The sequence below is a fragment of the Sphingomonas sp. BT-65 genome, from assembly GCF_026107375.2.
Classification (GTDB): domain Bacteria; phylum Pseudomonadota; class Alphaproteobacteria; order Sphingomonadales; family Sphingomonadaceae; genus Sphingomonas.
On record NZ_JAPCIA010000001.1, the window covers coordinates 266722 to 279266 of the forward strand.

Here is a 12545-nt window from a genome sequence, read left to right on the forward strand (position 1 = left end):
GAGGGACAGGACGCGCCGCGCGTGCGACGACATGAGGGGACGCGTCCGCCAGGGGAGACGAAGAGTGAGCGAACGCGAGTCGATGCCATATGACGTCGTGATCGTCGGTGCGGGGCCTGCCGGCCTTACCGCTGCGATCCGGCTCAAGCAGCTGGCGGCCGAGGCCGGCGGCGAGATCAGCGTGTGCATCCTCGAAAAGGGATCGGAGGTCGGCGCGCACATCCTGTCGGGCGCGGTGATCGATCCGCGTTCGCTCGACGAGCTGCTGCCCGAATGGCGCACCGCCGGCTGCCCGCTGGCGGAGGTGCCGGTCCACGACAACCAGCACTGGCTGTTGTCGAAGAAGGGCAAGTGGAACGTCCCGCACCGCCTCATGCCGCGCTTCATGCACAATGAGGGCACCTACACCGGCAGCCTCGGCAACCTTTGTCGCTGGCTCGCCGAGCAGGCCGAAGGGCTGGGAGTCGAGATCTTCCCGGGCTTCGCCGCTGCCGAGATCCTCTACCACGAGGATGGGTCGGTGAAGGGCGTCGCCACCGGCGACATGGGCGTGGCGTGCGACGGCACGCACAAGCCCGACTATCAGCCCGGGCTCGAGCTGCACGCGCGCTATACCTTCTTCGGCGAGGGCGTGCGCGGGCATCTCTCCAAGCAGCTCCAGCGCCAGTTCGGGCTGTGCGAGGGCGTCGAGCCGCAGATCTACGGCCTCGGCGTCAAGGAATTGTGGGACATCGATCCCGAGCTGCACGTGCCCGGCCGCGTCATCCATACCCAGGGCTGGCCGCTCAATGAGACGCGGGGATCGAATGGCGGCGGCTTCCTCTACCACCAGGCCAATGGGCAGGTGGCGTTGGGCTTCGTCACCTGGCTCAACTACACCAACCCCTATCTCTCGCCCTTCCAGGAGATGCAGCGCTGGAAGACTCACCCGGCGATCGCCGAGATCCTGAAGGGCGGCAAGCGCGTCTCCTATGGCGCGCGCGCGATCAGCGACGGCGGGTTGCAGGCGATTCCCAAGCTCACCTTCCCCGGCGGCGTGCTGATCGGCGACAGCGCGGGCTTCCTCAACGTGCCGCGGATCAAGGGCACGCACACCGCGATGAAGAGCGGCATGCTCGCGGCCGAGGCGGCGTTCGCGGCGGTGCAGGCGGATCGCTCGAGCGACGAGCTCATCGCCTATCCGGAGGCGTTCCGGGCGAGCTGGGCGTACAAGGAGCTCAGCATCGTCCGTAACGTCGCGCCGCTGGTGAAGAAGTTCGGCGACCTGATCGGATCGGGCCTCGCCAACGTCACCATGTTCCTCGAGAGCTGGGGCGTGAAGATGCCCTTCACCATGGGCCACAAGCCCGATCACGAGAGCCTGTGGCGCAAGGACCTGGTCCAGCCGATCGACTATCCCAAGCCCGACGGCGTGCTGACCTTCGACCGGCTCTCCTCGGTGTTCCTGTCGAACACCAATCACGAGGAGGACCAGCCGGTCCATCTGACGCTCAAGGATCCGGATATCCCGGTCGAATATGATCTGCCCCTTTATGACGAGCCGGCGCAGCGTTATTGTCCGGCGGGCGTTTACGAGATCGTGGGCGAGGCGGAAGGGACGCCGAAGTTCGTGATCAACGCGCAGAACTGCGTCCATTGCAAGACATGCGACATCAAGGACCCCACGCAGAACATCAACTGGGTGGTGCCCGAGGGCGGTGGAGGACCGAATTATCCCAACATGTAAGCGCCCGAAGCATCTCGGTGCTCCAAATTCCTCCCCCGGAGGGGGAGGGGGACCAGCGCAGCTGGTGGAGGGGTATTCTCCGCTCGCTAGCCGGTTCTTTGGTGGCGACTACCCCTCCACCGCGCAAGCGCGGTCCCCCTCCCCCTCCGGGGGAGGAATTGGATGTCAGCGTGCACTGCTCCTGTCGCTTGCGATAACGGGACTCCTCCTCCCCAACGCCGCCCATGCCGATGCGCGCGACTATGTCCGCGCCCGCGCCGCGGCGGAGGATGGTGCGGTGGGCGTCGCGGCGGCGGGCTATGCCGCGGTGATGGCGACCGCGCCCGATGACGAGGTCGTGGCGATCCGCGCCTATCGCAACGCGCTGGCGGCGGGCGACATCGCGCTGGCGCGCCGCGCGGCCGCGGTGCTCACCCGCTCGGGCGTCGCGCCGGCGGACGTCGCGATCCTCGACTTCGCCGAGGCGCTGCGCAAGCGCGATCAGGCGGCGGCCGACGATGCGCTCGGCGGGATCGGGGCGGGCCCGCTCGATTTCCTCGCCCCGGTGCTGCGCGCCTGGCTCGCGCATGACCGCGGCGCCGATCCCTTCCCGATCCTCGATAATGCCAGCGAAAGCGGGCTCGCCCGCCGCTACATCGCCGAGCATCGCGCGCTGCTGCTGATCGCATCGGACCGGATCGAGGACGGCATCGCGGCATTGCGCGCAGCGGTCGGCGCCGATCCGGGCAGCATCGACCTGCGCTGGAACGCCGCGACGCTGCTCGCGGCGAAGGGCCGGCGCGACACCGCGCTGTCGCTGCTCGCCGGCGACGATCCGGTGCTGTCCGGGCTTCGTGCGCGCCTGAAGAAGGGGCCCAAGCCAGGCGCGGCGTTCGGCGCCAGCCGCGCCTTCACCCGGCTCGCCTCCGATCTTGCGGGGCAGGAGACGCAGGCGCTGTCGATCCTGCTCACGCGCTCGGCGCTGATGCTCGACCCAGGCGACGATCGCGCGCGGTTGCTGCTCGCCGACGCACTGGCAGGCGAACAGGCCTATGAGCGCGCGCAGGCCGCGCTGGATTCGGTCAAGAAGGACAGCCCCTTCTACGCCGCCGCGCTGACCGAGCGGGTCGGGCTGCGCGACAAGCAGGGCGACGATGCCGGGGCGCTTGCGCTCGCGGCGACGCTGGCGCGCGCGCGTGATGCGAGCATCGCCGATCGCCAGCGCTATGCCGACCTGCTGTCCGAGCAGGGGCGCGAGGCCGAGGCGGCCGGCATCTATGCCCAGGCGCTGGCCCAGGCCGGCGACGGCGCGACCTGGATCCAGCACCTCCAGCTCGGCGGCGCGCTCGAGCGCGCGGGCCGTTGGGACGAGGCGCTGCTGCATCTGCGCAAGGCGGTCGAGCTCGCGCCCGAACAGGCGGTCGCGCTCAACTATCTGGGCTATGCGCAGATCGAGCGCGGGGTGAATCTCGGCGAGGCGACCGCATTGCTGGAGCGCGCGAGCAAGCTGCGTCCCGATGACGCCGCGATCACCGACTCGCTCGGCTGGGCCTATTTCCGCCAGGGCGAGGTCGCCAAGGCACTGCCGCTGCTCGAAAAGGCCGCGCAGAGCGAGCCTGGCAGCGCGACGATCAATGAGCATCTCGGCGATGTCTATTGGCGGACCGGGCGGCGGTTCGAGGCGCGCTACGCTTGGCGCGCGGCCGCGCTCTATGCCGAGGGCGAGCAGAAGACGCGGCTCTCGGCCAAGCTCGCCGACGGCATCGGCCAGAGGACCGCGGCAAACTGATTCTGACCGAGCCTGCGCCCGCCAAGCTCAACCTTGCGCTGCATGTACGGCGGCGGCGCGAGGACGGCTATCACGAGCTGGAGACACTGTTCGCCTTCGTCGCCGACGGCGACGCGGTGACGCTGGGCGAGGGGCAGGGGTTCGCGGTGAACGGCCCGTTTGCCGCTGCGCTGCTAGGGGAGGACGACAATCTCGTCACCCGCGCCGCCGCGCGATTCGCGCAGGTTTTCGACCTGCCCGTGCCGGGGCGCATCACGCTGACCAAGCGGCTGCCCGTTGCATCCGGGCTGGGCGGGGGCTCGGCCGACGCCGCCGCGACGCTGCGCCTGCTCGCGCGCCATCACGGCATCGCGCTCGACGATCCGCGGTTGTTCGACTGCGCCGATGCGCTGGGATCGGATGTACCCGCCTGCCTCTACAGCCGCACCGCGATCGGACGCGGGCGCGGCGAGCAGCTCGTCCCGGTGGCGGGCGCGCCGGGGACGCCGGTGCTGCTGGTCAATCCGGGCGTGGCGGTGTCGACCGCCGAGGTGTTCCGCCGCTGGGACGGCATTGATCGCGGCACGCTGCGAGAGGGCGATTTGCTCGCGGCCGCGCGAGCCGGGCGCAACGATCTCGAGCCGCCCGCGCTGGCGATCGCTCCGGTGATCGGGGAGGTGCTGGAACTGCTCGGCGCGCAGCCGGGCGCGACGCTGGCGCGCATGTCCGGATCGGGCGCCACCTGTTTCGCGCTGTTCGACAGCCTCGCGGCGCGTACCTCGGCGACGGAGGCAGTCAGGGGCGCACAGCCCGGCTGGTGGTGTCTCGAAACGGTGCTGTTGTGACACTTATCTGTCCCATTTTGGCACAGTCCGGTCCGTCTAGTACAGGCGCTCTCTGGGGAACGGCAATTGGCCCCGGTCTTGCGAGGCATGGCTTGCGGGCCAGGCGCCGGGAGCGAAACGTCCGTGGATGGCCCCCGCTCGCTTCGGCGGGCGGGCGCTATCCTCGCTTACGAGGCCGGCGATGATCGCCTGGCAACTCCACGACCATATCGCGATCCTCACCCTCGAGCGTGGTGGGGCGCGCAATGCGATCCCGATCGCGGGCTGGGACGCGCTCGCCGACGCCGCACGCGCCATCGCCGCATCGGATGCCCGCGCGGTGATCCTGCGCTCGGCGATGCCCGGAGTCTTCTCCGCCGGCGCCGATCTCGCCGAATTCCGCGACCTGGTCGAGCAACCCGGCCTGCGCATCCGTTTCCGCGAGGCGATGGCGGCCGCGATCGAAGCCGTCGCCGCGCTCCCCATGCCAGTGATCGCCGCGGTCGATGGCAGCTGCTTCGGCGCCGCGGTCGCGCTGACGCTGGCGTGCGACATCGTGGTCGCGGGCGACGAGGCGGTGTTCGCCACCACGCCCGCCAAGCTCGGCCTGACCTACCCGGCGACCGACGTCGCCCGGCTCGCTGCGCGGGTGGGCGAGGGGCAGGCGGCACTGATGCTGTTCACCGGCGCGCGCATCGATGCCGACGAGGCCCCGCGTATCGGCCTCGCGCATCGCCGCGTCGCCCATGCCCAGCCCGCCGCGCATGAGCTCGCCAACGCCATTGCCGCCAACGTCCCCGAGGCGGTGCGCGCGCTCAAGGCGGTCCTCCGCGATCCCGCTGGGGCGGGGCATGCACGCACGTTCGACGATGCGTTCGGCTCTGAACCCTTCCGCACCCGCCTCGACGCATTCCTTGAGGGCAAGAGATGACCGCCGCGCATTTCATCGATGGCGCGGCGGATATCCTGATCCTCTGTGATCACGCCTCCAATGCCGTGCCATCCGACATCGATCTCGGCATTGCGCCCGCCCTGCTCGGCAAGCACATCGCCGTCGACATCGGCGCCGCCGCGGTCAGTGAGGCGCTCGCCGTGTACCTTGGCGCCCCCGCAATCCTCGCCACCATCTCGCGCCTCGTCATCGACCTCAACCGCGAGCCCGACAGCGCTGGGCTGATCCCGCACATCAGCGATGGCCACGCCATCCCCGGCAACGGCACCGCCGACCGCGCCGAGCGTATCGCCCGTTTTCACGCGCCCTATCACCGCGCGATCGCCGACACGATTCGCGCCCGCCGCCCCGAGCTGCTGGTCTCGGTCCACAGCTTCACGCCCCGGCTCGAACAGCATGACGGCCCGTCGCGCCCGTGGGAGATCGGCATCCTCTACAATCGCGACGCCCGTGCCGCGCGCCTCGGCATCCCGCTGCTAGAGGCGGCCGGCGTCGTCACCGGCGACAACGAGCCCTATTCGGGCCGCCTGCTCAACGCGACGATGAACCGCCACGCCGAGGGCAACGGCATCCCCTATCTCGGCATCGAGCTGCGCAACGACCTCATCTCCGACCCCGCCGGTGTGGCGCATTGGGCGCAGCTTCTCGCGTCGATAGTAAAAGACGTGCGCAACTCTCTTGCGCAAACGGGGTCCCCGGCGACATAGGCGTTCGCGCCATGACCAACCGTTTCGACAAGTCCCGCTTGCCCTCGCGCCACGTCTCCGTCGGCCCCGAGCGCGCCCCGCACCGCAGCTATTACTACGCCATGGGGATTTCCGAAGAGGATATCGCCAAGCCCTTCGTCGCGCTCGCCAGCGCGGGCAATGACAGCGCACCGTGCAACACCACGCTCGACGCGCAGGCCGATGCCGCGCGCAAGGGCGTGATCGACAATGGCGGCATGCCGCGCCGCTTCAACACGATCACCGTCACCGACGGCATCGCGATGGGCCACCAGGGGATGAAGTCCTCGCTGGTCAGCCGTGAGGTGATCGCGGATTCGGTCGAGCTCTCGGTGCGCGGCCATTGCTACGACGCGCTGGTCGGCTTCGCCGGGTGCGACAAGTCGCTGCCCGGCATGATGATGGCGATGCTGCGCCTCAATATTCCGTCGATCTTCGTCTATGGCGGCTCGATCCTCCCTGGGCGCTACCAGGACCGCGACGTCACCGTGGTCGACGTGTTCGAGGTGGTCGGCAAGTTCGCCGCCGGCACCTGTCCGATCAGCGAAGTCCATGCGCTGGAGAAGGTCGCGTGCCCCGGCCATGGGGCGTGCGGCGGGCAATATACCGCCAACACCATGGCATGCGTCGGCGAGGCGATCGGGCTGTCGCTGCCCAACAGCAATATGGTCCCCGCGCCCTATACCAGCCGCGAGCAGATCGCGGTCGCCGCGGGCTGGCAGGTGATGGAGTTGCTGGAGAAGAACATCCGCCCGCGCGACATCTGCACGCGTGAGGCGTTCATCAACGCCGCGCGCATCGTCGCCGCGACCGGCGGCTCGACCAATGGCGCGCTGCACCTGCCTGCAATGGCGAGCGAGGCGGGGATCGACTTCGATCTGTTCGACGTTGCCGAGATCTTCAAATCAACGCCTTACATCGCGGATTTGAAACCGGGCGGTAAGTATGTCGCCAAGGACATGTACGAGGCCGGTGGCGTCTACATGCTGATGAAAACGTTGCTCGCGAACGATCTGCTCGACGGCAACTGCCTCACGGTGACTGGCAAGACGCTGGGCGAGAATATCGACCAAGTCACCTGGAACCCCGACCAGAAGGTGATCTACGACGTCAAGGCGCCGCTCACCCCCACCGGTGGCGTGGTCGGCCTGCGCGGCAGCCTCGCTCCCAACGGCGCGATCGTGAAGGTCGCTGGCATGCACCGCCTGCAGTTCGAGGGGCCTGCGCGCTGCTTTGATTGCGAGGAGGACGCCTTCGCCGCGGTCGAGAGGCGCGAGATCCGCGAGGGCGAGGTCGTCATCATCCGCTACGAAGGACCCAAGGGCGGCCCCGGCATGCGCGAGATGCTGTCGACCACCGCCGCGCTCTATGGCCTCGGCATGGGCGAGAAGGTGGCGCTGATCACCGATGGGCGCTTCTCGGGCGCGACCCGGGGTTTCTGCATCGGCCATGTCGGACCCGAGGCGGCCGAATGCGGCCCAATCGCGCTGGTCGAGGATGGCGACATCATCCGCATCGATGCCGAGGCGGGGACGATCGATCTCGACGTGGCCGAGGATGTGCTGGCCGAACGCCGCGCGCGCTGGCAGCCGCGCGAGAATGCGTATCAATCCGGGGCATTGTGGCGCTATGCGCAGAATGTCGGACCGGCCTATAAGGGTGCGGTGACGCACCCGGGGGCGAAGTCCGAAAAGCATGTCTACGCGGATATCTGAAGTCCTGGCGACGACGGCGTTGCTGTCGCTCGCCGCCTGCGGAACCCAGGTCGAGACCGACGCCGAGCGCGCCGCGCGCGCCAAGGCCGAACTCGCACGTGCCGAGGCCGAGGGGCGTATCCCCTGCGCGGTCGGCGGCGCGGCCGAGTTCACGACCAACTGCACGATCGACCGTGCGCGCACGCAGGACGGGCTGATCCTCACCGTGCGCCATCCCGATGGCGGCTTCCACCGCCTGCGCGTCACCACCGACGGCCGCGGCGTGGTTGCGGCGGACGGTGCGCGCCAGGCGACCGTGTCGGTGATCGACAAGGACGCGATCGAGGTCGCGATCGAGGATGCGCGCTACCGCCTGCCCGCGCGGGTCAAGGGCGGCAGCTAGCCGCCGATTTGCGCCGCGCGCGCTTTCCACCTATCTCAGGCTCGCCAGAGGGCCGGGCGGCCGCGTTGCGCGCAAGCGTACCGAGGAAAGTCCGGGCTCCACGGGAACACGGTGCCGGGTAACGCCCGGCGGTCCCGGACTCGTTCCGGGATCAGGGAAAGTGCCACAGAGAGCAGACCGCTCACCGCTCTTCGGAGCAGGAGCAAGGGTGAAAGGGTGCGGCAAGAGCGCACCGCGCGACCGGCAACGGAAGCGGCACGGCAAACCCCACCGGGAGCAAGATCGAATAGGGGCCGCACATGGGGAGTTCCGCCTCGCGGCCCGGGTTGATTGCTTGAGCCCGCATGCGAGTGCGGGCCTAGAGGAATGGCCGCCCATCGCGCGCACCTCCGCAAGGAAAGGGCCGCGTGGACAGAACCCGGCTTACAGGCCCTCTGGCACTTTCGCCTTGCGCCGCGACGGGCTAACCGCACCGCCATGCGCATTCTCCTGACAGGCTCGTCCGGCTGGCTCGGCCGCTATCTCGCGCCCATGCTCCGCGACGCAGGGCACGAGGTCACCGGCCTCGACGTCGCGCCGGGCGCCGACACCGGCGTGATCGGCACCGTCGCCGACGCAGATCTCATCGAGCGCACGTTCGGCGAACACGGCATCGAGGCCGTGATCCACGGCGGCGCGCTGCACAAGCCCGACATCGCCCGCTATCCCAAGCAGGCATTCGTCGACGTCAACATCACCGGCACATTCAACCTGCTCGAGGCCGCGGCGATGGCCGGCCACGACCGCTTCGTATTCACATCGACCACTTCGCTGATGATCAGCCAGGCGATCCGCGACGAGGCGGGCGACGCCGCGGTGTGGCTCGACGAGACATCGGGCCCGATCGAGCCGCGCAACATCTATGGTGCCACCAAATACGCCGCCGAGCAGCTCTGCCGCCTGTTCCGCGCCGAGCATGGCCTCAACGCGATCGTCCTGCGCACCGGCCGCTTCTTCCCCGAGGACGATGATACCCACAGCCATCCGCCCGGCGAGAACCTCAAGGCCAACGAGTTCCTCCACCGCCGTCTAACGGTGGAAGACGCCGCCCGCGCGCACCTCGCCGCGCTGGAGAAAGCACCAGCGATCGGTTTCGGCGCGTATATCGTTTCCGCGCCCACGCCGTTCGCCCGCGCCGACGCTGCCGAGCTCAAGCACGATGCTGCCGCCGTCATCGCGCGCTATTTCCCCGAGGCGCCCGGCCTCTACGCCGCCCGTAACTGGGTGCTCCCGGAGCGGATCGGTCGCGTCTATGACAGCGCCCGTATCACCCGCGATCTCGGTTTCACCTTCGACACCGGCTTCGCCCAGATCCTCGCCGCGCTCCGCGACGGCGCTCCGCTGCCCTTCGCGCACGATGCGGACTATGTCTCGCCCAAGGAAGTCGCCTAGCAACACCGCTTGCTGCGCACCCCTGACAGGCGTAGCGTTTCGTCCATGTTCGCGTGGTTCCGCCGCCGCTATCTCGACCTTCTGTGCTCGATCTACATCTATAACGAGCATCGCGGCTACACGAGCATCGACCGCGTGCTGGAGGCGGTGCGGGCGCGTTCGCCGGACGATCACGCGCTGATCGCCGCGATCGAGAAGCACCGCGCCGACGAGCACAAGCACTACACGATGTTCAAGCGCTGGTTCGAGCTGCGCGGCGAGATGCCGCTCAAGGTCGATCGCACCTGCGGCCATATCGACCGCTTCGTCGAGATCATGTTCCGCCAGACGATCGACGATCTTGATACCAAGGCGATCATCGCCCGCGACGACCTGTTCGAGAAGCTGTGCCGCGTCATCTCGCTCACCGAGCAGCGCGGCTTCCGCCAGGTCGAGATCCTGCTGCGCCACCCGCTGGTGCGCCACGACCGCGCGCTGATCCGCATCTTCGAGGTGATCCACCGCGACGAGCCGAGCCACTGGGCGCCCTATGACGGCTGGCTCAAGGCGAATGGCAAGCGCGACCCGCGCTGGTGGGAGCGGGGGATCGACAGCTTCATCCATTCCGAGCTGCTGTTCCTCAAGCTCCCCGCGCTGTTCCTCAACCCCTGGCTGGGGCGCCGCGAGACCTGGGCCGATGCGGGGGACGCCGCGCCGCTTCGCGCCTGACGCCGATCGCATCCCGGAGCCTTGCCATGACGCCCACCATCACCGCCTTCGAAAACTCGCCCGATCGCGGCAAGGGCCTCGCGCGCGACATGCGCGTCCGCTGGGCGTTCGAGGAAGTGGGCCAGCCCTATGACGTGCGTCTCGTCTCGTTCCGAGGGCTAAAGGGGGCAGAACATCGTGCCCGCAATCCGTTCGGCCAGATTCCGACCTATGAAGAGGGTGATCTGACCCTGTTCGAGTCCGGTTCGATCGTGTTCCACATCGCCGAGCGCGATGGGGGCTTGCTGCCCAACGAGCCGAACGCCCGAGCGCGCGCGATCACCTGGATGTTCGCCGCACTGAACACCGTGGAGCCGCCGATCTTCGACCGCTCCCTCCTCAGGATCCTCGACCATGACAAGCCCTGGTTCGAGCAGCGCCTGCAGGCGCTCGACAAGAGCATCCGGCGATATCTGGACGACCTTTCCCGCCACCTCGGCGATTCCGACTGGCTCGACGGCGCGTTCAGCGCGGGCGACCTGCTGATGATCACGGTGCTGCGCCGGCTTGAAGGATCGGACCTGCTGGAGGTGTATCCGAATATCTCCGCCTATGTCGTCCGCGGCGAGGCGCGGCCCGCCTACCAACGCGCGTTCGCCGCGCAACAGGCGGTGTTCGAGGCGGCATCGGCGGGCTGACCGCCAACCCCAGCTTCACGCACGAAAATGCCGCCTGTGCTTGCTCCTGCGCAACAAAGGCGTAAGTGAGCCCCGTCATGGCCAGTAAACCGCTCACCCTGTACGAGAAGATCTGGGCCGCGCACGTCGTGGAACGCCGCGACGACGGCACGTGCCTGATCTATATCGACCGCCATTTGGTCCACGAAGTCACCAGCCCGCAGGCGTTCGAGGGGCTTCGCGCCAATGGCCGGCGCGTGCGGCGGCCCGATCTCACGCTCGCCGTGCCCGATCACAATCTCCCGACCACCCCGCGCGTCGACGCCGCGGGCAACCGCCTGCCGATCGCCGACCGCGAGAGCGCGCAGCAGCTCGCCGCGCTGGAGCGCAACGTCGCCGAGTTCGGCATCGACTATTTCGGCGCGACCGCGGCCGAGCAGGGCATCGTCCATGTCGTGGGGCCCGAGCAGGGCTTCACGCTCCCCGGCACCACGCTGGTGTGCGGCGACAGCCACACTTCGGCGCATGGCGCGCTCGGCGCGCTGGCGTTCGGCATCGGCACCAGCGAGGTCGAGCATGTGCTCGCCACCCAGACGCTGCTGCTCGCCCAGTCCAAGACAATGGAGATCCGCGTCGACGGCACGCTGGGCTTCGGCGTCTCGGCTAAGGACGTCGTCCTCGCGATCATCGGCAAGACCGGCGCCGCGGGCGGCACCGGCTATGTCGTCGAATATACCGGCGAGGTGATCCGCGCGCTCTCGATCGAGGGGCGGCTGACCGTCAGCAACATGTCGATCGAGGGCGGCGCGCGCTCGGGCCTGATCGCGCCCGACGAGAAGACCTTCGCGTACCTCAAGGGCCGCCCGATGGCGCCCAAGGGCGAGCAATGGGACCAGGCGGTGGCGTGGTGGAAGACGCTGCCGACCGATCCCGGCGCGGCGTACGACCGCGTCGTCACGCTCAACGGCAGCGACATCGCGCCCTCGCTTACCTGGGGCACCAGCCCTGAGGATGTCGTGCCAATCACCGGCGTCGTCCCCGATCCCGAGAGCTTCGCCGATCCGGCCAAGCGCGTCGCCGCGCAGAAGTCGCTCGACTATATGGGCCTCGCCCCCGGCACGCGGATGCAGGACATCGCGGTCGAGAACATCTTCATCGGCAGCTGCACCAACAGCCGGATCGAGGATCTGCGCGCCGCCGCCGATGTGGTGAAGGGCCGCCATGTCGCCGACGGTATCCGCCAGGCGCTGATCGTACCCGGCTCGGGGCTGGTCAAGCGCCAGGCCGAGGCCGAGGGGCTCGACCGCATCTTCCTCGAGGCCGGCTTCGAATGGCGTGAGCCGGGCTGCTCGATGTGCCTGGCGATGAACCCGGACAAGGTTCCCCCCGGCGAACGCTGCGCTTCCACTTCGAATCGGAATTTTGTAGGGAGGCAGGGTCCGGGGGCCCGAACCCATCTGGTTTCGCCTGCCATGGCGGCGGCGGCTGCGGTGACGGGAAGGCTCACGGACGTGCGTGACCTTGTAGGGGGATGACCAGTGAAGCGCGTATTGGTGTTGCTGGTGGCGGGTACGGCGTTGAGCGGAGCCGCGGCGGTCTATGCCGCCGCGAACGTCCAGGCGAGCGAGCCGGGCCAGAAGCCCGCGACCGCGAAGGACACGGTTCGCCGCTGATCCTGA

The 12545-nt window shown here is 68.7% G+C and carries 12 protein-coding genes and 1 other RNA gene; all 13 read left to right on the forward strand.

The window, feature by feature from the left end; translation table 11 throughout:
- Positions 1-64: 64 nt before the first annotated feature.
- The 13 genes from OK349_RS01290 to OK349_RS01350 all read left to right on the forward strand — a co-directional run bounded on the left by OK349_RS01290 (position 65) and on the right by OK349_RS01350 (position 12539).
- On the forward strand, positions 65-1726 hold the full coding sequence (locus tag OK349_RS01290) for an electron transfer flavoprotein-ubiquinone oxidoreductase (RefSeq protein WP_265116027.1): 1662 nt from the start codon (positions 65-67) through the stop codon (positions 1724-1726).
- A gap of 277 nt (positions 1727-2003) precedes the next feature.
- Complete coding sequence (locus tag OK349_RS01295; protein WP_265116028.1) at positions 2004-3494, forward strand: tetratricopeptide repeat protein; 1491 nt, start codon at positions 2004-2006, stop codon at positions 3492-3494.
- The gene (locus OK349_RS01300) at positions 3494-4318 is read left to right on the forward strand and encodes a 4-(cytidine 5'-diphospho)-2-C-methyl-D-erythritol kinase (RefSeq protein WP_265118507.1); all 825 of its coding nucleotides are present in this window, start codon (positions 3494-3496) and stop codon (positions 4316-4318) included. The genes OK349_RS01295 and OK349_RS01300 overlap by 1 nt, the downstream gene beginning before the upstream one ends.
- Before the next feature lie 181 nt (positions 4319-4499).
- Positions 4500-5228, forward strand: a complete 729-nt coding sequence (locus OK349_RS01305; RefSeq protein ID WP_265116029.1) for an enoyl-CoA hydratase/isomerase family protein — start codon at positions 4500-4502, stop codon at positions 5226-5228.
- Positions 5225-5956, forward strand: a complete 732-nt coding sequence (locus OK349_RS01310) for an N-formylglutamate amidohydrolase (RefSeq protein ID WP_265116030.1) — start codon at positions 5225-5227, stop codon at positions 5954-5956. The genes OK349_RS01305 and OK349_RS01310 overlap by 4 nt, the downstream gene beginning before the upstream one ends.
- A gap of 11 nt (positions 5957-5967) precedes the next feature.
- Entirely contained in the window at positions 5968-7689 is a 1722-nt protein-coding gene (ilvD, locus tag OK349_RS01315; protein WP_265116031.1) for a dihydroxy-acid dehydratase, read from the forward strand.
- Positions 7670-8071 (forward strand): hypothetical protein, encoded by a 402-nt coding sequence (locus OK349_RS01320; RefSeq protein WP_265116032.1) that lies wholly within the window; start codon positions 7670-7672, stop codon positions 8069-8071. The genes ilvD and OK349_RS01320 overlap by 20 nt, the downstream gene beginning before the upstream one ends.
- A gap of 44 nt (positions 8072-8115) precedes the next feature.
- Positions 8116-8513: RNase P RNA component class A (gene rnpB, locus OK349_RS01325), an RNA gene on the forward strand.
- Between the two features lie 35 nt (positions 8514-8548).
- Positions 8549-9502, forward strand: coding sequence for an NAD-dependent epimerase/dehydratase family protein (locus OK349_RS01330; protein ID WP_265116033.1), 954 nt, complete (start codon positions 8549-8551; stop codon positions 9500-9502).
- A 45-nt stretch (positions 9503-9547) separates the two neighbouring features.
- A complete protein-coding gene (locus OK349_RS01335) occupies positions 9548-10210 on the forward strand; it encodes a ferritin-like domain-containing protein (RefSeq protein WP_265116034.1) in 663 nt (220 codons plus the stop codon).
- 26 nt (positions 10211-10236) lie between these two features.
- Positions 10237-10887 carry a glutathione S-transferase family protein gene (locus tag OK349_RS01340; RefSeq protein ID WP_265116035.1) on the forward strand — a complete coding sequence of 217 codons (651 nt, stop codon included), beginning with the start codon at positions 10237-10239 and terminating at the stop codon, positions 10885-10887.
- A gap of 77 nt (positions 10888-10964) precedes the next feature.
- Entirely contained in the window at positions 10965-12401 is a 1437-nt protein-coding gene (gene leuC, locus OK349_RS01345; RefSeq protein WP_265116036.1) for a 3-isopropylmalate dehydratase large subunit, read from the forward strand.
- Between the two features lie 3 nt (positions 12402-12404).
- Complete coding sequence (locus OK349_RS01350; RefSeq protein ID WP_265116037.1) at positions 12405-12539, forward strand: hypothetical protein; 135 nt, start codon at positions 12405-12407, stop codon at positions 12537-12539.
- The last annotated feature ends 6 nt before the right edge of the window (positions 12540-12545 follow it).